At 67.9% G+C, this 25,026-nt stretch carries 26 protein-coding genes; 9 read left to right on the top strand and 17 right to left on the bottom strand.

Annotation, left to right across the window (positions count from 1 at the left end):
* The first annotated feature begins 31 nt into the window (after window positions 1-31).
* A complete protein-coding gene (locus MT346_RS08275; RefSeq protein ID WP_243562401.1) occupies window positions 32-436 on the top strand; it encodes a DUF1304 domain-containing protein in 405 nt (134 codons plus the stop codon).
* Window positions 437-572: 136 nt separating this feature from the next.
* On the opposite strand, the gene MT346_RS08270 is transcribed toward MT346_RS08275, so the two are convergent.
* Entirely contained in the window at window positions 573-1,586 is a 1,014-nt protein-coding gene (locus MT346_RS08270; RefSeq protein WP_243562399.1) for an iron-siderophore ABC transporter substrate-binding protein, read from the bottom strand.
* A 58-nt stretch (window positions 1,587-1,644) separates the two neighbouring features.
* On the opposite strand from MT346_RS08270, the gene MT346_RS08265 reads away from it, so the two are divergent.
* A complete protein-coding gene (locus MT346_RS08265) occupies window positions 1,645-2,529 on the top strand; it encodes a shikimate dehydrogenase (RefSeq protein WP_243562397.1) in 885 nt (294 codons plus the stop codon).
* 56 nt (window positions 2,530-2,585) lie between these two features.
* Here the strand turns inward: MT346_RS08265 and MT346_RS08260 are convergent, their stop codons facing one another.
* Genes MT346_RS08260 through MT346_RS08250 form a run of 3 tightly spaced genes read right to left on the bottom strand, consistent with a single transcriptional unit; the run spans window position 2,586 to window position 4,400 of the window.
* Window positions 2,586-3,551, bottom strand: coding sequence for an SDR family NAD(P)-dependent oxidoreductase (locus MT346_RS08260; RefSeq protein ID WP_243562396.1), 966 nt, complete (start codon window positions 3,549-3,551; stop codon window positions 2,586-2,588).
* 8 nt (window positions 3,552-3,559) lie between these two features.
* Window positions 3,560-3,946 carry a YchJ family protein gene (locus MT346_RS08255; RefSeq protein ID WP_243562394.1) on the bottom strand — a complete coding sequence of 129 codons (387 nt, stop codon included), beginning with the start codon at window positions 3,944-3,946 and terminating at the stop codon, window positions 3,560-3,562.
* Window positions 3,947-3,974: 28 nt separating this feature from the next.
* Entirely contained in the window at window positions 3,975-4,400 is a 426-nt protein-coding gene (locus tag MT346_RS08250) for an organic hydroperoxide resistance protein (RefSeq protein ID WP_243562392.1), read from the bottom strand.
* A 121-nt stretch (window positions 4,401-4,521) separates the two neighbouring features.
* On the opposite strand from MT346_RS08250, the gene MT346_RS08245 reads away from it, so the two are divergent.
* The 4 genes from MT346_RS08245 (at window position 4,522) to MT346_RS08230 (ending at window position 8,318) form a co-directional block, all read left to right on the top strand.
* Complete coding sequence (locus tag MT346_RS08245; RefSeq protein WP_243562390.1) at window positions 4,522-5,202, top strand: hypothetical protein; 681 nt, start codon at window positions 4,522-4,524, stop codon at window positions 5,200-5,202.
* A gap of 5 nt (window positions 5,203-5,207) precedes the next feature.
* The gene (locus tag MT346_RS08240; protein ID WP_243562389.1) at window positions 5,208-5,798 is read left to right on the top strand and encodes a hypothetical protein; all 591 of its coding nucleotides are present in this window, start codon (window positions 5,208-5,210) and stop codon (window positions 5,796-5,798) included.
* 707 nt (window positions 5,799-6,505) lie between these two features.
* Window positions 6,506-7,279, top strand: coding sequence for an SOS response-associated peptidase (locus MT346_RS08235; RefSeq protein ID WP_243562387.1), 774 nt, complete (start codon window positions 6,506-6,508; stop codon window positions 7,277-7,279).
* A 151-nt stretch (window positions 7,280-7,430) separates the two neighbouring features.
* Window positions 7,431-8,318 carry a VanZ family protein gene (locus MT346_RS08230; RefSeq protein WP_243562385.1) on the top strand — a complete coding sequence of 296 codons (888 nt, stop codon included), beginning with the start codon at window positions 7,431-7,433 and terminating at the stop codon, window positions 8,316-8,318.
* Between the two features lie 19 nt (window positions 8,319-8,337).
* On the opposite strand, the gene MT346_RS08225 is transcribed toward MT346_RS08230, so the two are convergent.
* Window positions 8,338-8,661 (bottom strand): hypothetical protein, encoded by a 324-nt coding sequence (locus MT346_RS08225; protein WP_243562383.1) that lies wholly within the window; start codon window positions 8,659-8,661, stop codon window positions 8,338-8,340.
* Between the two features lie 294 nt (window positions 8,662-8,955).
* Here MT346_RS08225 and MT346_RS18040 point away from each other — a divergent pair, with 294 nt between their 5' ends.
* Window positions 8,956-9,087 carry a hypothetical protein gene (locus tag MT346_RS18040; protein WP_279396832.1) on the top strand — a complete coding sequence of 44 codons (132 nt, stop codon included), beginning with the start codon at window positions 8,956-8,958 and terminating at the stop codon, window positions 9,085-9,087.
* 79 nt (window positions 9,088-9,166) lie between these two features.
* Here the strand turns inward: MT346_RS18040 and MT346_RS08220 are convergent, their stop codons facing one another.
* The 5 genes from MT346_RS08220 to MT346_RS08200 all read right to left on the bottom strand — a co-directional run bounded on the left by MT346_RS08220 (window position 9,167) and on the right by MT346_RS08200 (window position 15,025).
* Complete coding sequence (locus tag MT346_RS08220; protein WP_243562382.1) at window positions 9,167-9,715, bottom strand: sortase; 549 nt, start codon at window positions 9,713-9,715, stop codon at window positions 9,167-9,169.
* Window positions 9,716-10,146: 431 nt separating this feature from the next.
* Window positions 10,147-11,964, bottom strand: coding sequence for a DUF4012 domain-containing protein (locus tag MT346_RS08215; RefSeq protein ID WP_243562380.1), 1,818 nt, complete (start codon window positions 11,962-11,964; stop codon window positions 10,147-10,149).
* A 35-nt stretch (window positions 11,965-11,999) separates the two neighbouring features.
* Entirely contained in the window at window positions 12,000-12,971 is a 972-nt protein-coding gene (locus MT346_RS08210; RefSeq protein WP_243562378.1) for a GDP-L-fucose synthase, read from the bottom strand.
* Window positions 12,971-13,999, bottom strand: a complete 1,029-nt coding sequence (gene gmd / locus MT346_RS08205) for a GDP-mannose 4,6-dehydratase (RefSeq protein ID WP_243562376.1) — start codon at window positions 13,997-13,999, stop codon at window positions 12,971-12,973. Before gmd ends, MT346_RS08210 begins: the two co-directional genes overlap by 1 nt.
* A gap of 114 nt (window positions 14,000-14,113) precedes the next feature.
* The gene (locus MT346_RS08200) at window positions 14,114-15,025 is read right to left on the bottom strand and encodes a polysaccharide pyruvyl transferase family protein (RefSeq protein ID WP_243562374.1); all 912 of its coding nucleotides are present in this window, start codon (window positions 15,023-15,025) and stop codon (window positions 14,114-14,116) included.
* 169 nt (window positions 15,026-15,194) lie between these two features.
* On the opposite strand from MT346_RS08200, the gene MT346_RS08195 reads away from it, so the two are divergent.
* Both MT346_RS08195 and MT346_RS08190 read left to right on the top strand, forming a co-directional pair.
* Entirely contained in the window at window positions 15,195-16,052 is an 858-nt protein-coding gene (locus tag MT346_RS08195) for a glycosyltransferase family 2 protein (RefSeq protein ID WP_243562373.1), read from the top strand.
* A 66-nt stretch (window positions 16,053-16,118) separates the two neighbouring features.
* Window positions 16,119-17,495 (top strand): O-antigen ligase, encoded by a 1,377-nt coding sequence (locus tag MT346_RS08190; protein ID WP_243562371.1) that lies wholly within the window; start codon window positions 16,119-16,121, stop codon window positions 17,493-17,495.
* A gap of 256 nt (window positions 17,496-17,751) precedes the next feature.
* On the opposite strand, the gene MT346_RS08185 is transcribed toward MT346_RS08190, so the two are convergent.
* The 7 genes from MT346_RS08185 to MT346_RS08155 form a co-directional block, all read right to left on the bottom strand.
* Complete coding sequence (locus tag MT346_RS08185; protein WP_243562369.1) at window positions 17,752-19,002, bottom strand: oligosaccharide flippase family protein; 1,251 nt, start codon at window positions 19,000-19,002, stop codon at window positions 17,752-17,754.
* Window positions 19,003-19,014: 12 nt separating this feature from the next.
* Entirely contained in the window at window positions 19,015-20,157 is a 1,143-nt protein-coding gene (locus MT346_RS08180) for a glycosyltransferase (RefSeq protein WP_243562368.1), read from the bottom strand.
* On the bottom strand, window positions 20,154-20,720 hold the full coding sequence (locus MT346_RS08175) for a serine O-acetyltransferase (protein ID WP_243562366.1): 567 nt from the start codon (window positions 20,718-20,720) through the stop codon (window positions 20,154-20,156). The genes MT346_RS08180 and MT346_RS08175 overlap by 4 nt, the downstream gene beginning before the upstream one ends.
* Window positions 20,717-21,778: a glycosyltransferase family 4 protein gene (locus tag MT346_RS08170; RefSeq protein WP_243562365.1), complete on the bottom strand. Its 1,062-nt coding sequence runs from the start codon at window positions 21,776-21,778 to the stop codon at window positions 20,717-20,719. Before MT346_RS08170 ends, MT346_RS08175 begins: the two co-directional genes overlap by 4 nt.
* A 63-nt stretch (window positions 21,779-21,841) precedes the next feature.
* Window positions 21,842-22,468, bottom strand: a complete 627-nt coding sequence (locus MT346_RS08165) for a WecB/TagA/CpsF family glycosyltransferase (protein ID WP_243562364.1) — start codon at window positions 22,466-22,468, stop codon at window positions 21,842-21,844.
* Between the two features lie 171 nt (window positions 22,469-22,639).
* Window positions 22,640-24,106, bottom strand: coding sequence for a sugar transferase (locus tag MT346_RS08160; RefSeq protein WP_243562362.1), 1,467 nt, complete (start codon window positions 24,104-24,106; stop codon window positions 22,640-22,642).
* 13 nt (window positions 24,107-24,119) lie between these two features.
* A complete protein-coding gene (locus MT346_RS08155; protein ID WP_243562361.1) occupies window positions 24,120-25,013 on the bottom strand; it encodes a hypothetical protein in 894 nt (297 codons plus the stop codon).
* Window positions 25,014-25,026: the final 13 nt, after the last annotated feature.

Raw genomic sequence — 25,026 nt, 5'->3', positions numbered from 1 at the left:
GGCCAGAGCCTAACGGTGGGAGGATGGTCCCATGTCGGCGCTCCTCGTCCTGTCCACCGTGTTCGCGATCCTCGCCGGACTGCTGCACGTCTACATCTTCTTCATGGAGTCGATCGCCTGGACCAGCCCGCGCGTGCGCAAGACGTTCGGCATCGCCTCGGACGCCGAGGCACGCGCCACCCGGGGCCTCGCCTTCAACCAGGGCTTCTACAACCTGTTCCTGGCGATCGGCGCGTTCCTGGGTGTCGTCCTGGCGTACGCAGGCAACGGCGCGACCGGCTGGACCCTGGTCGTGTTCGCCACCGCGAGCATGCTCGGTGCCGCCGTGGTGCTCGCCGGCACCGGCCGCCGCTACTTCAGCACGGCGCTCATCCAGGGCGGCTTCCCGCTGATCGCCCTGCTCTTCGCGCTGATCGGCTCGACCATCGGGGGCTGAACCGCCCCACCAGCGCACGCCCGCCAGGGCGCGCGCACCAGGCAACGGCCAGGAGGCCCGGCGCACCCCCGGCGGACCGCAACCGGTCCGTGGGTGGTGATCCGGGCCTCCTGGCCGTTCAGCTGGTCGGGTCGGCTCAGCCGAGCTTCGCCGCGAACTGGTCGGGCAGGCGCTTGAGCGCCCACTCGATCGCGGCGGTGGTGCCCATCGAGAAGGCGGACGAGACGTCCTTGTCGTCGACGACGATGTCGTGGCCGGCCTGCACGGACGGCACCTTCTGGAACAGCGGGTCTGCCTCGGCCTTGGACGCGTCGACGTAGATCGGCAGGATCACGGTCAGGTCGGCGTCGAGCAGGTCGAGGTTCTCGTTCGACAGCGACACCGAGAACTGCTTGCCGGCTTCTTGGTCGATCTTCTTCGGGATCGTGAAGCCGAGCTGCTGCATGAACTGCGCGCGGCTGTCGGCCGAGGCGTAGGCGCCGAAGCCCTCGGACGTGTAGGCGCCGATGACGGCCGTCTTGCCCTGGAACTCGGGGTGGGCCTTGCGTGCTGCGGCGTAGGCCGTGTCGACGCCGTCGAGCAGCTTCTTGCCCTGGTCGACCTTGCCGAGCGCCTTCGCGATCATCGTGGTCTGCTGCTTCGTCGTCGCCAGGTAGTTCGCGCCGCCCTTCGGGATCGCCACGGTGGGGGCGATCGCCGAGAGCTTGCTGTAGCGGTCCTTGTCGCCCGAGGACTTGACGTCGAGGATCAGGTCCGGCTTGAGCTTGAGGATGTCCTCGTAGCTCGGCTCGAGCGTGTTGATGATCTTGGGCGACTTCGTGTAGGCGCCCTTGAGCCACGGACCGACGCCGTCGCCGCCGAACGCCAGCCAGTCGCTCGCACCGACGGGCTGCACGCCGAGTTCGAGGGCCGTCTCGGCGTCACCCCAACCGAGGGCGACGACGCGCTTGGGCTGCGACTCGATCGTCGTGGTGCCGAGGCCGGTCGTGATGGAGACGGGGAAGGCACCGTCGCCGCTGGAAGACGGGTTCGACTGGGCGGTCGTCGAGCCGGCAGAGCAGCCGGCCAGGACGAGCGACGCGGCCACGACGGCGCCGGCTGCGGCGAGCACGCGGCGCAGGCGCTGCTTGGGGAAGGAGGTTCGGATCACAGAAGTAAGGCTACCCTAAGCCCCTGACGCTGATTCGGGCTGACTATGCTCGCTGACCGTGACCCCCACCTGGCGCGACCCGGACCGCACCGCGCTGGCCGTGCTCGGCTCGCCGATCGCGCACTCGCTCTCCCCCACGCTGCACCTGGCCGCCTACCAGGAGCTCGGCGTCCCGTTCACGTACGGACGGCACGAGGTGGCCTCGGGCGGGCTCGACGCCTTCATCGCGGGACTCGGACCCGCGCAGCCCGGGTACCGCGGACTCAGCCTGACGATGCCGTTGAAGCGCGAGGTGCTGCCGCTGCTCGACCGCACGACGCCGCTGGTCGACGAGCTCGGGGTCGCGAACACCCTGGCGTTCCGCAGTGTCGGCGACGGGGTCGAGCGGTCGGGCGCGAACACCGACGTCGAGGGCATCGTGCGGCCCGTGGCAGCGCTCGGGCACGTCCCTGGCCAGGCCACGATCCTGGGCGGCGGCGCCACGGCGGCCAGTGCCCTGATGGCGTCGCTGCGGCTCGGCGCCGATCTGGTGCGGGTGTTCGTGCGCGACACCGGCCGCGCGGGCGACCTGGTCACGCTCGCGACGCGGCTCGGCGTCACCCTCGAGGTGCACCCACTGACCGAGCTGGCGCAGGCCGGGCCGCTCGGGTTCGTCGTGTCGACCCTGCCCGGGGGCGCGGCCGACGACCTGCCCCTGACCCCGAGCGGCCCCGACGCGGTGCTGTTCGACGTGGCGTACGAGCCGTGGCCGACGGCGGTTGCCCGGCGGTGGTCGACTGCCGGGGGTCGGGTGCTGAACGGCCTGGACATGCTGACCGAACAGGCCATCGGGCAGATCCGGTTCTTCCTGACGGGGGACGACGACGAGCTGCTGCCGGACGAGGCCGCCGTGCGCCGGGCGATGCGGCACGCGGTGCGGTTGCCTGAGACGATCGTCGGGTAGCGGGCCCGCGGAGCGCAGTGCTCAGTGCTCAGTGCTCAGTGCTCAGTGCTCAGTGCTCAGCGCCGGGTGCGTGCCTCGGCGTCGAGCAGCGCGACGGACACGTCCCACAGGCGATCGGCGTCGTGGGTGTCGAGCGCCCAGGGCAGCACCCCGTACAGGCCGTCCTGCACGGCATCGACCACGGCGGACTCGTGGCAGTCCTCGAAGTACTTCCCCGTGACGTCGGCGAGCTCGGGCGCCGTGGCCAGCAGCACGGACGTGGCCGCTCCCTGCGCCGGGGTCTTCACGACGTCGGCCGCGGCGACCTTCGTCGCGGCCAGGACGTCCGGGTCCCAGTGTTTCTGCAGCCCGGTCCAGATGCCGCCGGGCATGCAGGAGTTCGCGGTGATGCCGTCCTCCGCCCAGCGCAGCCCGACCCCGACGGCGAACAGGGCGTTCGCCGTCTTCGACTGGGCGTACGCCAGGCCCGGGTCGTAGGCGCGACGACGGAAGAACAGGTCGTCGAACACGACGGGCGACGAGCCGTGCCCGCTCGACGACACGGCGACGATCCGGGCGTCGCCGGCCGCGGTCAGGGCGTCGTGCAGCCCGAGCGCCAGGGCGAAGTGTCCCAGGTGGTTGGTGGCGAACTGCGACTCCCAGCCAGCAGGCGTGTAGCTCTCGGGGGAGTCCATCACCCCGGCGTTGGCGATCAGCATGTGGAGCGGGCCGTCCCACGCGGCGACGAACGCGTCGACCGAGGCCGGGCGGTCCAGGTGCAGTTCGACGACCGCGGGCGCAGGCCGACCGGTGGTGCTCGCGATGTCCTCGGCGACACGGTGTCCGGCGTCGGTGTCGCGGACCGCCATGGTGACCGACGCGCCGGCTCCGGCGAGCGCCCGGGCCGTCTCGACGCCGATGCCCGAGGCGGCACCGGTGACGATCGCGGTGCGGCCGGTCAGGTCGACGCCGTCCACCACCTGGGCGGCCGTGGTGCGGGCGCCGAACGTGGTGAGGTCGCGGGTGGGACGGGAGTCGGGCATGGTGCTCCTCAGGACGCCACGACCCCGTCCAGGTAGAACCAGCGGCCCTGCTCGCGGACGAAGTCGCTCGTCTCCTCGAGCGTGCCACGGTCGGTGTCGGTCCGCCACCACGCGCGGAAGGCGACCGTGCCCCGCGAGTCGAACGGGCCTCCCGCCTGGGTCGCGGTGATGTCGAGCCGGGTCCAGCGCTGGTCGGGGTCGAGTTCGAGCGTGGCCGGTCGGGTGCTCGGGTGCCACGAGCGCAGCAGGTACTCGGGCAGCCCGAGCGCGAACGCCGAGAACCGGGAGCGCATGAGCCGTTCGGCGGTGGGTGCTGCGGCCCCGGCGTGCAGGGGGCCGCAGCACTCGCCGTAGGGGTTGCCGCTCAGGCAGGGGCAGCGCGACACGGGGTCCATGGCCCCAGCGTGCCAGCCGCCGGGCCGGTCAGTCGACCAGCGAGAGCGTGACGGTGATGTTGCCGCGGGTGGCGTTGGAGTAGGGGCAGATCTCGTGCGCCCGCTCGGCGGCGCGCTGCCGCTTCGCCTGCTCGACGTTGGGCATGTACACGTCGAGCTCGACCGCCAGGCCGAAGCCGCCGCTGCCGTTCCCACCGATGCCGACCTCGGCGGAGACCTCGGCGCCGGTGGTGTCGACCTCGAGCTCCTTGCCCGCGGCGTGCAGCGCGCCGAGGAAGCACGCGGCGTACCCGGCGGCGAAGAGCTGCTCGGGGTTGGTGCCCTCGCCGCTGCCGCCCATCTCCTGGGGCGGACGGGTGTCGAGGTCCAGGCGGTCGTCCTCGCTGCGGACGTGGCCGTCGCGGCCACCCCCGGAGGCGTGGGCGACGGCGGTGTAGACGATGTCGAGACTCATGGCAGCAGGTGAGCGCCCCTGCCTGGACGATCGCTGATCCGGCCCGCCGCCGTGCGGTGCCGGGTGTGCGCGGTCGAGACCAGCCGGGCGTGTCCGGCGGCCGGCCGAGTAGGAACGATGCATGTACTCCCTCGGCTGGCGCGTGTTCCGCGACGAGTTCAGCCGCTGCGTTCCCGCCGAGCGTCGTCGCCGGTCGGTGGTCGTCGGTGTCCTCGTCGCGATCGCCAGCGCGGTGGTGCTGGTCGGCGTCGGGCTCGTCACGCCGTGGCCGGACCTGGGCAGCGCCGCAGGACTGGTCGGTGTCGTGATGCTCGCGCTCGCGGTCGGCGTGCTCGGCGCCGCACTCGTCCCCCTCCGCCCCACCGGCCCGGACGGCGCACGCCTTTACTGGTCCGGAGCCATGACCCAGGCGCGGGACGGCGTCGAGCAGTACTTCCGCCGCGGTGGCGCGCCGACGATCGACCCCGCCGACCGCGACGACGTGCTGCGGGATGCAGCGGTCATCCGCGCCGGGATGGTGCCCGAGGTGTACCGCGGGCTGCTCCTGCTGGTGGTCGTCGTGCTGGGCACCGTCGCGGTCGTCCTGCTCGAGGTGCCCGCCCGGATCGTGCTCTGGGTCGCGCTGATCGCCGTGGTCCGCACCGTGACGAACGTGATCCGCCTCGGCAGGGTCGAACGTGCACGTGCCCTCGCCGAACTCCTGCCGGACGCACCGCCCCGCGCCGCGAGCACCTCCGTGCGCCCGGGACGTCCGGGCACCCGTTCGGGCTCGAAGCTCGGCCTGCCGGGCGAGGACGGGTAGCGCCCGTGCTGCGACTCGGTTGGCAGACGTACTGGCAGCAGGTCGGTGACGCGGTGTCCCCGGCTCGCGTGCGCCGCGCGTTCGGGGTGGCGCTCGCGGCGATGGCGGTCGCCGCGGCCGGGATGACCGTGTTCGAGCTCGGCCGGCACTGGACCGGACTGCGGCCCGGTGGCGCCACGGTCATCGTGCTGCTGCTGGCGCTCGGGGTCGGTCTGGTCGCGTTCGCGTGCTGTCCTCTGTCGGGGCGGTCCGAGCCCGTCGCGACGATCAACGGCCGGCAGGTCCGCCCCGACACGGCCCGCACCGTCCGGTCGTCGATCCAGCGCTACCTGGCGGTCCGGCCACCGGCGATCGCGCCCGAGGACCGCGAGGCCGTCCTGATCGACACCGCGCTGTACCGCCGCGGCGTCATCGTGGACCTGACGCGGGGAACGGCACTCGTCGCCGGCGGGGTGCTGGCGGCGATCAGCTTCGCGGTCGTCGGGTCCGCGCACGTGTGGCCGGTGCTCATGCTCGTCTACGCCGGCAACCTGCCCTCGATGCTGACGCGCCTGGGCCGTGCCGAGCGCGCCCGCCGCGAGGCCGCATCCCTCTGACGAGACTCGGCCCCGCGGACCCCGCACGGCATCCCGACGGCGCAACCTGTCCGCACCACCGAGTCTCGGCCCCGCGGACCCCGCACGGCATCCCGACGGCGCAACCTGACCGCATCGCCGAGTCTCGGCTCTGCGGACCCCGCACGGCATCCCGACGGCGCGAACTGTCCGCATCGCCGAGACTCGGCCCCGCGGACCCCGCACGGCATCCCGACGGCGCGAACTGTCCGCATCGCCGAGTCTCGCCGCCCCGCCCCGCTTGGCCCCGCTGGCCTCGCCCCGCCGACCCCACCCCGCCGCCGTGAGCGCCTGTCCAGCGCACCGACCTGATCCCGCGGGCCACAGAGCCGCCCCCGGACCCGGACGGGTTCCCCCTGCAGGTTGGCCGATCTGGTCCGCGATCCCCGGGTTCCACCGACCAGATCGGCCAACCCGCAGGACGAACCACGCCGCACCGCCGCCGCTTGCCGCTCGCCACTCGCCACCCCCACTTGCCGCTCGCCACTCGCCACTCGCCACTCGCCGTAACGAGACTCGGCCCCGCGGACACCTTGCGGCATCCGGCCGGCGCGAACTGTCCGCTGCGCCGAGACTCGGCACGCGCGGCGGCACGCGCACGGGCACGCGCACGGGCACGCGCGGCGGCACGGCACGGGCACGCGCCGCGGCACGGCACGGGCGTCGGTGGGACGGGGCACACTGGGCGCATGTGTGGCCGCTTCGTCGTCTCCGACACCACCGCTGACCTGCTTCCGGAGCTCCTGGCCGAGCTCGCCTCGGGGACCGAGTACGTCGACCCGGACTCGGGCGAGGTGCACGCCGGCCTGGCCCCGAGCTGGAACGTCGCGCCGACCGACCCCGTGTACGCCGTCCGGCAGCGTCACGGCGAGCGCGAACTCCCCCGCATCAGCTGGGGCTTCGTGCCGACCTGGGCGAAGGACTTCGCGAAGCAACGTCCGAAGCCGATCAACGCCCGCATCGAGACCGTGGCCACGAGCGGCATGTTCAAGCGGGCCTTCCTGACGAACCGGTGCATCGTCCCCGCGCAGGGCTACTACGAGTGGGTCGTGCGCGAGGACGGCAAGGAACCCCACTTCGTGCACGAACCCGGCGGGGCGCTCGCGATGGCCGGCGTCGTGAGCGCCTGGCCCGACCCGACCAAGCCCGAGGACGACCCCGACAAGTGGAAGCTCTCGCTGGCGATCATCACGCGGGACGCCCACGTCGCCCCGGGCGAGGTCCACGATCGGATGCCGGCGTTCCTGACTCCCGACGGCTACGACGACTGGCTGGGCGGTGAGCTGGCGGCGGACGACCTGCTGGCGCTGCTGGACCACGAGTCGCTCGAGGTCGCAGCAGGTCTGACGCAGTACGAGGTCGCCCGCACTGTCAACAGCGTCCGGAACGACGGCCCGCAGCTGATCGAACCCGTGGATCCGGCCGGCACCGCCGAGCTGCGCGGCACCGACACGCTGTTCTGACGCGGCTCGACACACCCCCACGGGCCACGACAGCAGACTGGAGGCACGGATCACGTCCGCCGTGCGACGGCGGTGACCGAGACCTGCTGTCCGCCATCCGCGGGGCCCTGGCAGTCCGGGTTCCCGCCCGGCACCGGTAGCGTCGACCCTCGTGACCTTGTCCCGGACGGCCGTGATCGCCCGCCTCGTGCTGGGCCTGGCGGTGCTGGCCGTCCTGGTGGCCGCGACGCTGCCCGGGGTGGCGAGCGAGGCGGTGGCGCTGTTCCGTACCGGGGTCGCAGCGCTGCGGGGTGTCGGGCACGGCCTCCTGACCGTCGAGGACGGCTTCGTCACCGCGATGGCCGTGACGGCGGTCACCGTCCCGCTCCCCGCGCTCGTCGCGGCAGCCGGGCGCGGGTCGTCTGCCGTCACCGGGTGGCGCGCGTCCGCGTGGGCCGCGGTCGCCTGCGTGCTGGTCGTGAGCATCCGCGCGGCGCAGGGTGGCACGCCGGGCCGGACCTGGGCCTCCGGGATCGTGGCGTGCGCGGTCGGGGTACTGCTCGGCGCCCTGGTGCTCGCCGCGCTGCGGACCCGTGCCGTCGCTCCGACGCCGCGCAGTCGGCGGCTCGCGACGACGCTGCTGGTGCTGTACGGCCTGGGCGTGCTGGTGGTGGGGTACTGGGGCTCCCCCGTCGACGCCGGTGCCCACCCGGTGATCCTGCGCGTGCTGGACCTGGTGCACCGTGTCGGCGTCCCCGCGTGGTTCGGCTACGGGGCGCTGGAGTTCAGCGCGAACGTGCTGTTCTTCGTGCCGCTCGGGTTGCTCGTCGTGCTGCGGCTGGGGACCCGCGCGTGGTGGGTGGGCTGCGTGGCCGGGCTGGTGGTGAGCTCGGCGATCGAGATCGGGCAGGCGCTGTTCCTGCCGGCGCGGTTCGCGTCGTTCGACGACGTGCTCGCGAACACCAGCGGCGCGGTCATCGGTGCGCTGCTGGGCGTGGTGGTGCTGGGCGTGGTCGCCATGGGAACGACGAAGCCCCGCCGGAGTGCGGCGGGGCGTTGATCGTGCGGTCGGACCGGGGTCAGGAGCGGATGACGTCCGGCAGGACGGTGTGCAGTCGCTCAGCGAGGCGGGCCTGGGCTTCGTCGAGTGAGCGGAAGTCGCCGACGTACTGGCCGAAGGTGTCCGACACGAAGTAGTGCGAGCCCTGCTTGTCGACCGTGCCGCCGTAGTAGCCGCCGTAGTTCGCTGCCCACAGGCCGGTGTCGGGGCGGGTCCAGAGGATCCGTGCGCGCTGCGGAGCGGCGGAGGTGACGACCTGGGCTTCGATCGCAGCGATGACCTCGATGGTCTCCGTGTCGAGGGTCACCTCGGCCACGGCGGGGTGGGTCTCGGTCATGCTCATGTCGCTGCTCCTTCGCGATACGGGGTACGTGTCCTGATGACCCCAACGCTATGTCCTGCACCCCGGGTGACACGAGCGCTCCCGTGGATTCACGGGAGTTGTCAATGCGCGGGACAGGTGGAGCCCTGTGTTTCCGGGCTGGTACCAATGTGTTTCGGGGTACATCTCCTGCACGGGGTACTCGCGATCTGGACACCGTCCACAAACCCGGGCGGATCGGGAATGCGCAGGGGCTCATGTGCGTCGCTTGGCTGAGCCGTGTGGCGCACAGGTTGGTGCTGCACACTCCGGCGCATGGACAACCGCAACCAGCCCCCGCGTCAGCTGAAGCGGCCCGGGCGGACACCGCCGTGGCTGTACATCGTGCTGGCGGTCGTCGGTGTCGCCGCGGTCGTGCTGGTGGTGTTGGCGCTGCTCACGCGGTGACCTGCCCCGCGTCCACCCCGAGCATGACGAAGCCCCCGCAGCCAGACGGCTGCGGGGGCTTCGTTCAGTGTGTCGAGACTCAGACGGTCTCGCGCTGGCGACGGACCGAGCCGCGGACCACGAGCAGGCCACCACCGAGGACGACAGCGCCGCCGCCGACCCAGAGGGCCAGAGCGGAGATGGTGCCACCGGTGAAGGCGAGGGTGCCGTTGGTGCCGTTCGAGCCGGTGGCAACCGCAGCGTCAGCCGGAGCGACGGTGAACGAGGCCAGGCCGACGACGCCCGAGGTGGCGCCGGTGGCGGTCAGGTTGTAGGTGCCCGACGCGCCGGCCGGGAAGGTGACGCGGACGACGAGCGAGCCGTCGGACGAAGCCGTGTAGGACTTCGAGACGGTCGTGGTCGGCAGCGCACCCAGGGTGACGGCGCCGGCGCCGGTGACCTGGACGTTGACGGTCTCGTTGTCCTGGAAGGCACCCGGCGTGAAGCTCACGGCAGCGGTGCCACCGGCGGTGTAGCTGCCGGAGACGGAGACATCGGAGTCGGGCGTGTAACCGGCAGCGTTGGCGACGGCCGGCGTTGCGAGCAGTGCGGCCCCAGCCAGCACGACAGCAGCAATGAGCTTCTTCATGAAGTTTCCCCTAGTGATCTGATCATCCAGACCCTGGAACCAGAGCCCGCTCCCTCGCCGCATCGTGCCCAGGCCGTTGGTGATGATGGCGGGCGTTATTGGCGAAGTTCACTCAATGTATCGGCTTTTCCCAGTTCGTTGTCATGTTCTGTGCGTCGATCTCGTTAACTCGAGGTCACAGTTCGGGCGCGTCGGCATCGGTAGTCACCCTCGCCACGCCGGTAATTCCGTCGAAACCCCTGATCAAAAGCACTTTTTGTGTGGGCTCAGGCGTCAGCAAGTACCTGTGCACCAGGTGAACAACCCACTGTCCGATCGAGCAGGTTGACCCGGCGACCCCCGGAATGGGGGCACCGAACGCCGCGCATCTTGGACGAACACGTCTCGTCCGAGCGCCCTGTGGCGGCGCGGTGGGCATATGGTTCGCGCCGTCAGCCCTTGGTCGGGTCGGCGCAGTCGAACGTCAGTGGCAGGACCTTGCTCTGCCGGACGCCCGGGGTCGACATCGCCTGCACGCCGGCCTTGGCGTACTTCGCCTCACCCAGGAACGCCACACGGAACGTCGTGCTCTGCCCCGGGGCGAGCATCGTCTGCAGCTGCGCCACCGGGTGACCGCCGTCGCTGGCCGTCTGCACTCCGACCTGCTTGCCGCCCTGTGTGGACCCGAGGTAGAGCGCGTTCGTGGGCGCGTAGACGGCGATCAGTGTCTTGATCGTGCCGGGCTCGGTGCCGAAGTTGCCGCCGCCGGTGACGTACTCGGGCAGGCTCGTGGCCGCATCTGCGGGTGCGGTGTTCTTGATGGTGACCTGCACGACCGACGTCGGCCGGCCGTCCTTCCGACAGACCGAGGCGCCGACCGACACCGTCTTGTCGAGGTAGAAGTCCATCTTCGCTCCGGTGCCGTCGTTCAGGTAGACGCCGAACTGCCGGGTGGCCTTGGACACGCTCGGCAGGGCACCGGACACCGGGGTGCCGTCGATCAGCTGCTGCTCGCTGTCGTCAGCGCTCCACAGCCGGAGTCGGTCCTCGTCGGCGCCCTGGGTCAGCGCGCCGATGAACTGCTTGGTGTCGAACGTGCCGCTCGACACCTTCTCGAACACTGCGCTGGCGGCGGAGGCGAAGAACGCGTCCTGGACGCTCGGGTCCGGGTACTTGCTGTAGACGTCGCTCAGCAGCAGCTTGACGGCGTTGTCCGAGGTCAGCGTGTCGCCGGTCGGTAGCTGCACCGGACCGGTCGCCCGCAGGATGTAGCTCAACGTGACGGGATCGATGGCCAGCACGCCGTCGACCTGCTCGCCGAACTTCTGCTTCCACATCGCGCGCGCCAGCTGCGCTGACACGTCGAAGCGCGGGGTGAGCGTGACGTCCTGCATGTACTCGCCGGTGATCGAGCCGTACAGGCTCGCGGTGTCTGCTGCCAGCGGTAGCACCGGCTGGTCGTACGGTCCGAACGACGAACCGGCAGCCTGGTTCGTGAGGCTGATGTGTCCGTCCTCGACCTGGAGGCGAGCCACGGCTCCCGGGATCCCCCCGCCCGCGCGCAACTCGGCGTTGTTCTGGAACAGCAGCAGGTAGTTCCGGTCACCGTCGTGTCCGAGCATCGCGGGTGCGAGCTGGACGATGCGGTTTGCCGCCGTGGCCTGGGTCGAGGCCGATTGCAGGGCGTTCCGGAGCTGCCCGACGGCGGTGGTGACCGGCGACAGCGTGTCGCTCGTGTCGATCGCCTCGGCATCACGTTCCGCGCGCTGCAGGGTCGATGTCGCCTTCGCGACGGCTGGTTGCGCGTCCTCGATCGGCTGCAGGTCGATCTTGCCGTTCTTCGGCGCGAAGCTGTCGGTGCTGAACTTGCCGACGACGCTGGAGACCGGCGTCACCGCGTTCCGAGCGACGTCGTCGACCACCACGGAGACCTGCCGCACCGCGCGCAGGTTCGTCCCGAAGAACGGCACGTACTGCGACGCACCCCAGATCGGGTCTCCGGTCAGCGACCGGGCCGCACCCGCTTCGTCCTGCAGGTGCTTGGCGGTCTTCTGCACGGCAGCGGTGTCCCCGCTGGTGAGCTGCGTCCGCAGGGTGTCGACGTCACCGACGGCGCGTTCCAGATGCCCCTTCGCCAGGACACCACGGATACCCACCCACGCGACGGCGAAGATCAGCAGGAGGACGAGGGCGAGGACGACCCACAGGACAACGCGGGCCCCAGACCCCCGACGTGCTGCAGTGCGTCCTGACTCGGGCTGGTCGGACATGGGTTGATCCTAGGGTCGCGGAGTTGCCGTCGAGGTCACTGGCGCACGGTGTCCGCGTGTTCGCGGTACCACTCGACCGTGCTCCGGAGGCCTTCCTCGAGTCCGATCTGCGACGTCCACCCCGCATCCGCCAGCTTGGACACGTCGAGGAGCTTCTGCGGCGTTCCGTCGGGCTTGCTGGTGTCCCAGAGCGTCTCGCCCTCGAACCCCACGATCCTCGCGATGGTCTCGGCGATCTCGCGGATCGTGACGTCCGATCCGGTACCGACGTTGACCTGGTCCGGGCCGTCGTAGTGCTCCAGCAGGTGGAAGACCGCCGCTGCCATGTCGTCGACGTGCAGGAACTCGCGCCGAGGCGTCCCGGTCCCCCAGTTCTCGACCCGGTCGGCACCGGAACGCGCGGCTTCGTCGTACCGACGGATCAGGGCGGGGAGCACGTGGGAGCCCTGCGGCGAGAAGTTGTCGCCGGGCCCGTACAGGTTCGTCGGCATCGCCGAGATCCACGGCAGGCCGTGCTGGCGACGCACCGCCTGCACCTGGAGGATGCCCGCGATCTTCGCGATCGCGTACGCGTCGTTCGTCGGCTCCAGGTGACCTGTCAGCAGCGCGTCCTCGTGGATGGGCTGCTCGGCGAGCTTCGGGTAGATGCACGACGAGCCGAGGAACACGAGGCGCTCGACGCCGTGCTCGACGGCGGCGTCCATCACGTTGACCTGGATCTGCAGGTTCTCGCTGAGGAAGTCATGCGGATAGGTGTTGTTCGCCATGATCCCGCCGACCTTCGCCGCGGCGAGGACGACGTGCTTCGGCTGCTCGTCGGCGAAGAACCGGAAGACCGCGTCGCGGTTCTTCAGGTCGAGTTCCGAGGAAGAGCGACCGATGACGTCGGTGAAGCCCTCAGCATCGAGCTTCCGTGCGACAGCCGATCCGACGAGTCCACGGTGGCCGGCGACGTAGACCCGGTCGCTGCGGTCCACCGGGCCGGGGGTGAAGTCGATCTCGGCCATCAGGACTCCCAGCTCTGCAGACGGACGGTGTCGATCCACGGGCGACCTTCGTGCTCGAGGGCCTCGATGTCGGCGTCGACCATGATGCGAGCGAGTTCGGCGGTGTCGACCGTCGCCTCCCAGCCGAGCTTCTCCTTGGCCTTCGACGCATCGCCCACCAGGGCGTCGACCTCACTCGGGCGCAGGTAGCGCTCATCGAAGCGGACGTGGTCCTCCCAGTTCAGGCCGGCGTGCGAGAAGGCGGTGGACAGGAAGTCCTTGACGGTGAAGTCGCCGCCGGTGGCCAGCACGAAGTCGTCCGGCTCGTCGACCTGCAGCATCCGCCACATGCCCTCGACGTACTCGGCCGCGTAGCCCCAGTCACGCACCGAGTCGAGGTTGCCGAGGTAGATGTGGTCCTCGACGCCCGCCTTGATCCGGGCAACGGCACGCGTGATCTTGCGCGTGACGAACGTCTCACCACGACGGGGCGACTCGTGGTTGAACAGGATGCCGTTCACCGCGAACATGCCGTACGCCTCGCGGTAGTTCCGCGTGACCCAGTAGCTGTAGACCTTCGCGGCGCCGTACGGCGAGCGCGGCCAGAACGGCGTCTCCTCGTTCTGCGGTGGCGGCGTCGCACCGAACATCTCCGAGGACGACGCCTGGTAGAAGCGCGTGTGGATGCCGGAGACTCGGACCGCTTCGAGCATGCGCATCGTGCCGACACCCGTGACGTCGCCGGTGTGCTCGGGCTCGTCGAACGAGACGCGCACGTGCGACTGCGCGGCCAGATTGTAGACCTCGTCGGGCTTGAGGTCGGCGAGCAGGCTCACCAGGCGCGCTCCGTCGCCCAGGTCCCCGTAGTGCAGGTACAGCTTCGCGTCAGGGTTGTGCGGGTCCACGTACAGGTGATCGATCCGCGATGTGTTGAACGTCGATGCCCGACGGATCACTCCGTGGACCTCGTACCCCTTGCGGAGCAGCAACTCGGCCAGGTAGGAACCGTCCTGTCCCGTGATGCCCGTGATGAGCGCGCGCTTGGTCATGAATCCCCGAGTCTGATCGACCGCATCGAGCCCGTGCTCGATCCCGGCTAGAAGCAACGAACACTCAGCATAACGGCCGCAAACCAGGACGACGACAACTCCAGCTTTGGGTGGTCAAGCTTTCTCCCGGAGTTCCAGTTGGCTGCCGAAGCCCGAGAGCCAAGTTTGCGCGTACGCAGACAGCTTGCCGTAGCTGTTGTCGGTAGCGATGACCCTTCTCCCCATCTGGAGGCCCAGGAGCATGGCGTGAAGTCGATCAGTCACGATTACTTCGCCCTGCGACAAATACGCGATGCCGCGTTCGAGTCGTCGTTCGGCTTTGTGCATCCAGGTACTGGGCTTTCGCTGGAACAGATGCCTGATGGGCGGCATCTCCGCCGACCGATTCGCCCACCAACGCAACGCATTCAGATCCCGTGGGTCATCGGGCCAGTCGATTCCTTCCCGCAACCGGCCAGCTGACTCGTCGTCCCGTCGGCGCAAGTAAACGAACTCTTGAGTTGGCGGTAAAGCCGGAAGCTCCCCAAGCAGGTGGACCGGATCCGGACTGAGGACCACATCGTCCATCATCTGGCGGAGTACCTCGACACTCCGATCGTCACGACCCGCGATCCTCGTGTTCTCGCGCCGAGCGAACCGCTGCTCGAACTCCCTGCGGCGGGCTTCTGTCGCGAAGTGCACCGTCTGCGGCTCCTGGATGAGGACAGTGCCCCGCGGCAGAGCCGACGCGAGGCGGTAACGATGTTCGTCGGCGGCGGGATACAAGCCACCGATGTTTCCACCGCCGTGTACCGCGATCGTCATCGTGCTTCGAAGAGTCGCGCGGGTCAACGTCGGTTGGCTTTGTACTCTTGCCATCCGAATACCGGACTGATCCCAGAAACGTCGCTCACCGAGTGCAATTGCGGAGTCACCGATGTTTCCATGGTCAGGAAAGTCGGTCAGGATGAGGCTCGTAACGCCCGCATGCAACTCCTGGAGGCTCGATTGCGCCCGCAGTTGTAGCGCGGCCACTTGACTGCTCATGCAGAAGACCCCCTTCGATCCTGACGAAGGGTACAGGAACCAGGACGCGAAAATCGTTCCGCCGCGCTGCGCCCGCGGTGGCCCCAGTCGGTGGCTGCTCCCCAGTCGCCGAGCTAGTCGGATACGATCACCCTGACCCACCACGTCACTCGCACGGATCGGAGCGGAGTTGCAACTCTCCGTCGTCATCCCTGCCCGAAACGCAGCGAAGACTCTCCAAAGGGCCCTGACCTCAACTCTCAGGTCAGCCCCGGCACACTCCGAAGTCTTGGTGATGGACGACGGAAGCCACGATGGAACTGCCGACGTTGCTGCGAGCATCGACGACAAGCGGATCAAAGTTCTGCGTTCTTCTTCCGGTCTAGGAGTCGCATCGGCATTGAACACGCTGCTCGATGAGGCGCGGGGTGAGTTCGTCGCGCGGATGGATGCTGACGACATCACGCTTCCCGGACGCTTTCGCGCTCAGCTCAAGCGACTTCGTTCCGGTGCCGACTTCACGTTCGGCGGCGTCATCCATTTCGGCACGGGGTTGACGCTTCCGTACCCCTCTCCGCCGCTCGCGATATCACCCCTAGCCTTCCCGATAGCCCTGCTCGTCGAGAACCCTGTGGCTCACTCAACGATGTCTGCGCGGACGGCCTCGGTGAAGAGTTTGGGGGGATATCGCGTCTGTCTCGCCGAAGATTATGACCTTTGGCTTCGCGCTGCCGCCAGCGGACTCCGCCTCGAGCGGACATCGCGACCAGTGACCGCGCTCCGCCGCCATCGAGAGCAGGTGACCGCAACTCATGATTGGTCCGCTCGAGCTGCTGCGGAGGGCGAGTGGCAAGAGGCTTACTCTGCGCTGGCCAAGCACGTGTTCCCCACGCTGTCAGGCGACCGCGCGGAGGCGATGCAGGCGGCCGGATCCCCGACGCGGAAGCTTCGGACGCTCGGCGGCGCTCTCGAGGACGCGCTGGCGCACCTTGCTGCCCGAGACCGAGTTGCGTTGAAGGCCTTGTCCCGCCGGTCGTCTCGGAGCTAAGGCCGCACGCTCTTGAAACGGGAACGATCGGTCCCTGATCTGCCCGCCCCATGCTACGTTTCCCCTATGCTGCCAGGGGATCGTGTCACGCGTGTCCCCAAGGTGGTGGTGGGCACATCCGCGGTTGCACTGATTCTTGCAGCAACAAGGTGGGGATCGTACATCGGTGTATCGCCCGTCTTCTTGACCGACGTACTCCTGTTCCTGGGCCTCGCGCAGTGGTTCTTGCTCCGCCAGCGGAACGGTCAAGCCCCTCGAGACCTCTTTGTGGCTCGCGACCGTCCAGGCTTGCCATTAACACTGTTCTTCTGCTACGTACTGACGCGAATCGTGGTCGCGCTGGCGCAGGACGTGTCAATCGGCGACTGGGTCCGAGACTCAGCCCCATTCCTCTACTCATTCCTCGCCTTCGTCAGCGCCGCGTCCATCGCCCGGTCAACGAAGCTCGCACGAGACCGCTCGGCACGAGTGTTCATGGTCGCCCTGACGGCGCACCTCGTCTGGGCCACCTTCTCGATCTTCACGCGATTCGCTGGCTTCCCGCTTGCCGGCGGTGCTGCAGCGGTCTTCCAGATCCGGCCAGACATCGACATGGCAGTTCTCGGAATCGGATCCGGGATGTTCCTGCTCCGCGCTTTCCGAACGAAGAAACGCTTCTGGCCGATCGTCGCGATTTTCATCTCCCTCGCAGACGTCCTTTCCCTGCAGTCTCGCGCTGGGCTGCTGAGCGTGGTTGCATCCTTGTTGGTCGCGTACCTGATCTTCTACGCCGGAACTCCTGCGAGAAGCGGCCGAAGACTGTTCTCCCAGATGCTCGTTCCACTAGCCCTCGCTGCCGCGATCGTGGTGTTACCCCAGACCGGCCCGGGACAACGTCTGGTCGCGACGATCGATTCATCCTCCGCGACGACAGCCCAGCAGCTGAGCGCCCAGGGGACTGAACAGGCTCGGCGTCTTGTGTGGACGCGGGTCATTGAGTGGACAAACGAGACGCCCTCGCGGCAGATATTCGGTAGCGGGTTCGGGAACGACTTCCTGTCGGAATCCGGAACACTCTCCTATCTCGAGGGCACCACATACGAGAACGTTCGCAGTCCGCACAATTACTTCATTGGCATCTACGCTCGGATGGGCCTAGTCGGGGTCTTTCTGGTGGGCGGGGTAATCCTTAGCCTCGTTTTGACCGTTTTCCGCCGTCTTCGCGTTGCCGCTGAGGACGATGTCATCGCAATAGCATCACTGATTGTGCTGGCAATACTTCCCGTGGCCTCTCTAGGTGTCGTGCTCGAGGCACCATTCGGCGCTGTGCCGTTCTGGTGGGCCGCCGGAATCGTACTTACGACTGCGCCGCAACGACAATCTGCTCTCGACAGTCACAAACGGCGAGCCCTGCCCTTGCCGAGATCAACGGGCGACTTCGATTCGGCGGTGATCATCGAGTGATTGCGCTACAGAGCTGACCGCCCCAAGAACTCTCGTTCACGGGATTACGCTTTCGCCGCGGGCACAGTCCGAGGGGCCGATTCATTGAATTGCGGAGAAATCAGGGTCGACGGTGAAAGTACGGGCTCAGGATGAGGAGAATAATGGCCGTATCGAGTCACGCGATGAGCTTCGAGACGTCGACGCACTTGTCGTTTTGATTCAGTACTTTCTTGTCCCGTGTGGGTAGCGGAACGGACGACTCGCCACTGCGGGGTCAGAGGAACCCGACCACCGCTCCGCCGATCAGGGAGACTCCGACTGCCAGGAGAGTCGCTCGAACAGGTGTTGCTCTGCCGCAGGCGCCGACGAGCAGCAGGAGCAGCACGAGCTCTCTAGCAAGGAAGAACCATGCCGCGAGAACGATGCTGTGGGCGGCAGCAACAGCGATCGGTACCGCCAGAATTACTCCCACAACTTTTATAGGAGCTCCCCACCGCAGACGGCCACGCGCCATCAGTACCGGTGCAAGCGACCATGTGACGGTGGTGATGAGGATGCTCAGCGAAGCCGGGAAAACCGCCTCAAGCGGCTTCGACCACGAGTCGTCGAGAAGGGGACGGAGAACGAAACGGGTTCCGAGGTCCAACGCGACGACCAAGACCACCGAGAGCGCCACCGCGCGGATCAGCAGGTGGTCAGCCTTCGTACGGACCTCGCGAAGCTCCTCGACTCCATCGAGTCGCACCCGGAGAACGTTCGCGGTCGATGAGGACACCGCGTCGCCCGGATTGCGCGCGACCGCCATGGCGAGGTTGTAGGACCCGAGAGCCGCAGTTCCTGCCACCGCGCCGAGAAGAATCCGGTCGGCCTGGCCCTGCAACCACCCCAGGATGAAGAACCACGACGCATGTCGGAACTCCGCCGCCAGGGTGCGTCCAGCACCGATAGTGCGCAAGTGCTGAAGCATTCCGAGTCGTACCGCGGATCGATGGGCGAATACCGCGAAGAGCAGTTCCGCCAGGAGCACCTGAAGGGCCGCGCCTAGCAGGCTCTTCGTGAGGAAGAGCACCGGCAGCGACACGACGAGCGAGAGTCCCGCAACTCCCAGCTGCAGGTTTGCAAGACTCCGCCAGCGATCGGCGCGCTGCAGGAAACCGAGAGGGATGATTGCGTACGAATTGGCCACAGGCACAACGATCAGTGGGAGGAGAGCGACGATCTGCGGATGCAGACTAGTTGGGAACACCAGCCAGAGGACGGCGAGCGTGGCCGTCATTGCGACCACGCCGCAAATGCTCGCCCACCTCCTGTACCGCAGCAAGAAGTCGTAGGAGTTCTTGTTGGAGAAGCTCGGGACCACGACCTGACGGATGGCACCGTCGAGAGCTGAGTAGTAGAAGGTCAAGACAAGCATCGGCCATGCGTAGAGACCGACGACAACGGGAGTCACGTACTGCGCCAGCAGCACCATGAGGAGTGCGCTTGCTAGTCGCGGGAAGACTCGCTCGATGAGCGACCAGATCAAGCTGCGCACAGATCAGCTCACAACTTTGGTGGTCAAGCCGTCGCCATACAACACGAGCTCCCATGCGTCGGCGCCGGCACTGACTGTGCGATGACCATCGAAGAAGGACGAAGCGTTCTCTCCCTGTCGCGCGACAGCTGACGAGTCGGCAAGCAGCGAGTCGAGGGCACGTCCGATGCTGTCAACGTCACCCGTCGGCACCACGACTCCAGCGTCGGCGCGCATGACGTCGAGCGCAGCCTGGCCCGAGGCTGAACCGAGGTGGAAGACTCCGCGCCCAGCTGACATGGCGGCGTACACCTTGGACGGAACGCAGGTTCCGGTCATCTCTTCGGACAACGCAACGACGTGAAGGTCGGCATCTCCGTACGATCGCTGGAGTTCCGTCTCAGGAACAAAGCCCCCGATCGTGATGTTGCTTGCGGGTCGAACTGCGAGCCAGTCCCGAGCACGGTCGACTTCGGCGCCGGAGCCGCTGATGAGGAGTTCAACGCCGGGTCGGTCAGCAACTGCGGCAATCAGCCCCTGCAGAGGGTGGAGCTCCCGAGCGGAGCCCGAGTAGAGCAGACGGAGCGGCTCACCGGACTGTCGAAAGCGTGCCTGCCGCTCCATCTGGCGATGCCACAGCGGGATGACATCAGCTGGGCGATGTGCCAGTCTCTCTATTCGCGAGGCCATGCAAGATCCGATCGTCACGATCTCGGCGGTCGTCCGCAGGGCGATGAGCTCTACGGATGTTCGGGCGCGGGTCAGGATGTTCTTGCTCGGTCCGGCCAGCCGGTACAGGTCCATCACCCAAGCAACGTCGCGGACCCGCCCCCGGCTGAGACGTCGCGCGAACAGCCCGACCAGCGGCAGGCCAGAGGGTACATCGACGCTCACGAAAGCCTGAAGGCGATGGCCCTTCCGCACGACGACGCCCAGGAGCCTGAAGATGAACGACAGTTCGCTTCGCAACCGGCGAATCTTCTCAAGCCCGTTTCCACCCGCGGAGACGATCGACTCCGCGGGTATACCGATCACGCTCACATTCCGTCCGCGACGACGCAGTTCAGATGCAAGCTCTCCGATGACCCGGGCCACGGCGTCTCGCTCTGAAGCCGCGTAGGCGTAGGCAAAGACCACCAGATCTCGTTCAGGTCGGCCACGGGTCATGGGTTGACGCTCCGAGCCGGATTACCGACCACCGTGTCTCCCTCACGAACGTCTCGAACGACGACTGCCCCTGCTCCGACGCTCGCACCTCGGCCGATGGTGACTGCTCCGACGATGAGCGCTGTGGTCCCGATGTCGACGAAGTCGCGCAGGAACGGCGCGTGCTGCTCAGGACGCTTGTGACCGATGACCACCCCGTTGCGCAATACAACTCCCGTCCCGATCAGCGCGCGATCATTCACAACTAGTCCTGTTCCGTGAAAGATTGTGAGCCCCGGCCCCACGCGCGTCTTCGGTCGGAGTTCAATACCGAGGATGAATTCGGTCGCGAACCGATACATCGCTACAGCTGGGTAGGACCGCCGACGTGGATGCGCTCGGTCTCGGATGAGGTACTGACAGATCCGGAATCCGATGAGCACGACCCGCGATTTCGGATCCCCTCGATTGGCACGCAGATCGGCAGCCAGCGTCTCACGCATGCCGCGGAAGGACCGGAACGCCACCAAGGCAGCCCGCTCCTCGTCTGTGCCGATCCCTACCAGCGGAGCTGACTGATTCACGCTGCGTCCTTCTGCACGGACTCGATGACGTCGTTCCAGGCCGCACGGAAAGTGGCTTTGGAGTACTTCTGATCGAACGCTCGTCTCGCGCCCTCAGACGCGAGCCGGTGACGCTCGGGGTCGGTCGCGAGCAGCGAGACCGCTTGCACCGCCTCGTCGACCGTCGCCTCTGACAACAAATATCCGTTCTCTGGGCCAACCATCTCGCCTATAGCCCCCACGTCGGAAGCAACCACAGGCACGCCAAGGCTGAACGCCTCGACGATGGTCAGCGGTTGCGCCTCGAAACGATACCGCGACGGGAACACCAGGAGTTGCGCTCCTGCGAGCACGTCCCACTTGTCCTCGCCGAATCTCGGCCCGAGGAACTGCACGCGCGAGGCGTGGCCCGAGCGCACGACGCGCAGCTGTAGCGCGTCCGCCAGCGCTCGGTCTGCCGGCTGCCCCACGAGGGCAAACGTCAGCTGATCAGAGCGGTCACAGAGAGTGATCGCCATGTCGACGAACACGTCCGCGCCTTTCTCTTCCAGCAGGTTCGAAAGGAAGAGGATCGGCCCGCTCGTGTTCACACCGTCAGGCCGCCGACGTGTTTCGGCAAGGCGGTCAGGACGGTCGTCGATCGTGTTTGCGATGACGACGATCGTTCCCTTACCGACAAAGGGCGCGATGTCGGCGACCAACGAATCAGCAAGGCAGACCGTGGTTGCTCCGTGCGACAAGAGACGTTGCACCATCCACCGCCAGACCTTCCCGCGGGCCGCAAGGTCGGAGTAACCGCTGGTGTGCACGTAGTTGACAGTCGGCACACGGAACAGCCGAAGCACTTCACCCAGCACGACGTCCACGAGGAAAGAGAACGATCTGTTCGTGCAGAAGAAGATGCAAGCATCGGGACGGCGGACGACAGCCAGAGCCAGCCGGAGAACGAGTGACGGCACTGCGACGATCTTTCGGAGCGACAGCGCACCAACCTCGTCCACCGCTCTGCTGAAGCGTCGGTCAACGAGCTTCGTCCGGCGGCCGTCCTCTGCCAGGACCTCCAGGAGGATCTTGGTCATGATCGTCGAGCCGTGCGTCGGCGGTGGCACCTGGCTGATGACGACGACCTTCTTCGTACCCAATTAGTGGTCCCGCAGGACGGCGCCGAGGAAGACGAAGTTCCCGATGAGGTATCGACGCCAGAGTCTCTTGGGCTCGGACAAGAGGCGGTAGAGCCACTCGAGTCCTGCTGAGGTCATCCACACGGGCGCCTCTCGCTTGGTGCCAGCGGTGAAATCGAAAGCCGCACCGACCGCGCAAGCAACGCTCCCGAGTTCAAGCGCAAGTCGCTGAACCTCATGGTCTTGCTTAGGCGTCCCGAGCCCGACCCAAACGATGTCCGCACCAGACTCCCTGATCAAGGTGTCCTGAGTCGCAACTTCGTCGCTCGACAGCGTGCGGAACGGTGGGCTGTAGACCCCGACAATCTGGACGCCCGGAAACTTTGCGCACAGATTCTCTTGCAGCTTCACGAGAAGGTCGTCGGACCCTCCGAGCAGGAAGTGTCTGACATCGGCGGCACGGCCCGTGTCCATGACGTCGAGGAAGAACTGGGGCCCACGAACTTGGTGGAGACGCCTCTTCGAGAACCGAGTGACCCAGCTCAACGGCTTCCCATCGGGGAAGTTGCACGCGTCCCCTTGCAGTGCGCTTCGGAATCGATCATCGCTCTGAGCGAGAGCGATCGAGTAGGCGTTCAGCAGATGCACGGCTGCACCATTGTGTTCCGACCTGCTCAGTGCCACGACCACCCGAGAGGCGTCCTCTGGGGTTGCGATCAGGAGTGGGAGACCGCCGAGCGACCGGGTTTGGAGTTCGCCCAGCGGGCCAGGATGGCGTTGCGGCATTTCGCGACTTTCTCGATTGGACAAGGCGGGTGCTCAGTAAGCACCGTCGCTACGGACAACGGCTTTGATGGTGCGCCAGAGAATCAGCAAGTCGCCCACCAGCGACCAGTTCTCGACGTAGAACAAGTCGAGACGTACCGAGTCTTCCCACGAAAGGTCAGACCTACCGCTCACCTGCCACAGACCTGTCAGCCCGGGCTTCACCAAGAATCTACGGTGGACGTGGGTTTCGTACCGCGCGACCTCGGCGGACAACGACGGGCGCGGCCCCACGAGGGACATCTTGCCCTCGACCACGTTGAACAGCTGCGGCACCTCGTCCAGGCTGTAGCGCCGCATGAACGCCCCGACTCGGGTCACCCGGGGGTCGTTGCGCATCTTGAACAGCACGTCGTTGCCCTCGGCACGGTCGAGCGCACTGAGCTCCTGCAAGCGGTCCTCGGCGTCGACGACCATCGAGCGGAACTTGACCATGTGGAAGGTGCCACCGTTCAGCCCGACGCGCTCCTGCAGGAAGAACACCGGCCCGGGCGAGGTCGCCTTCACGAGCAGGGCCAGGACCAGCAGCACCGGCGACAGGACGATGATCAGCAGCGCCGACCCGATCAGGTCGAACGCACGCTTGGTGTAGAGCTTGCGGCCCGAGTAGGTCGGCGTCTCGACGTGGATCAGCGGCAGTCCCTGCACCGGGCGCGTGTGGATGCGCGGACCACCGATGTCGGTCAGGCTCGGAGCGACCACCAGGTGCTGCCGGCCGGGCTCGAGCGACCAGCTGAGTTCGCGGACGCGCTCAGGGGGCAGGTCGTCGGAGCTGGTGATGACGACGGTGTCGGCGCCGGTCTCACGCAACGCCGCACTCACGTCGTCGAATCCCCCGTGGCTCTGGATCGTCGAGCCGGGCAGCAGTCCGCGCAGCCCGGTGGACACCGCGGCACCGACGACCTGGTAGCCGGCCTCGGGCGAACGGCCGAGTTCCCGCCCGATGTGCAGCACGCTCGCCGGCGATCCCACGAGCAGGACGCGCGCCGAGTACGCCCCGCGCTTGCGCTGTGCGACGAGCCATTGGCGCCACATCCAGCGCGACACCAGCAGGACGAGGATGCCGATCGGGAACGCGATCAGCACGTAGCCGCGGGCCAGGTCGACGTGCAGCAGGAACGCGGCGATCGCCAGCAGCCCGAACACCCGGACGCTGGAGTCGGCGACCAGCCGGTACTCGGCGCTGCCGACACCGATCACGCGGTCCCCGCGGGTGTCGTACAGCGCCAGTGCGCCCATCCACACGACGATCACCAGGATCGAGATGCCGAAGTAGCTCAGGCGCAGATCTGCGGTGTTGGTCGCCAGGTTCGACCCGAGCCCGAGCCAGGCGATCTGCACGCCGAACACGACCCAGATCAGGGCGAGCAGGTCCGTGAACAGGACGCCGCGCGAGTAGCGGCGGCTCCAGTCGTCGGTCGTGCCCTGCGCCTGCGGCGTCCGGACCGCGTCGGCGGTCATCCCGGGCTCACCGTCACCACGACGCCCCGCCGTCCGCCGACACGGCAACCGTGTCGCCGGCCCACGCCCACAGGCTCGTGCCCGCCAGGTCGATCGCGACCGGCCCGCTGCTCGTCCCCTCGGTCCAGCACCCGACCGGGCTGACCGCCGACGACGCGGTGACCTTGACGGCCGGCAGGCTCAGGACCTCGACCCCGGCGCAGGTGGCCGCGCCGGTGCGCGCGAGCGTGTAGGTGTTGCCGGCGTCGGCGATGGACTGGATCCCCGCGATCGGTGCCGTCACCCACGCGCTGGTCCCGTTCCGCCAGGCGACGCTGTCCGAGCACGCGACCAGGGTCGTGTACTGCCCCTGGTAGGCGTCGACGGGGTCGGTGCACGGCGACGCGATGCGCCCGCTCTTCAGCTGCAGCGCCGTGTCCGTGACCCCGGCGCCGGCAGCGCCGGGCTGACCGGCTGCCCAGGTCGCACCGTCGTCGGCACTCGTCCGGACGGTCGCGGCGCAGTCGTCACCCACGCCGACCAGGACCGAGACCCCGGTCGTGGTGGCGCGCAGCCCCGTCAGGGCGCGCACGTCGTCGCCGAGCGCGACGGCGACCCAGGTCGCCCCGCCGTCCACGGAGTGCTCCAGCACCGCCTTACCGGCGGAACACGACGTCCTGGAGGCTCGCCATGCCTCCTTGCCGTCGACGGCGGACAGCAGACGGCTGGCTGACGCATCGTCTGCCACACCCGCCGACGGCGTGGCCGAGGCGCTGGGCGTCGGTGTGACGCTGGGACGAGCGCTGCTCGAGAAGGTGGGGATCGGCCCGGCTGGGCCGTTCTGCGCGGTCGCGGTGCGACCGAGTGCCAGCGAGACCAGCACGACGTCGACGACGATCAGCGCGACCACCGCGACGGCGATCCACACCAGTGTGGTCCGC

Origin of the sequence: Curtobacterium sp. VKM Ac-2922 (assembly GCF_022815645.1) — a bacterium.
GTDB lineage: Bacteria > Actinomycetota > Actinomycetes > Actinomycetales > Microbacteriaceae > Curtobacterium.
The sequence above is the reverse complement of the archived record's forward strand: the minus strand, read 5'-3'. Positions and strand labels throughout refer to the sequence as shown.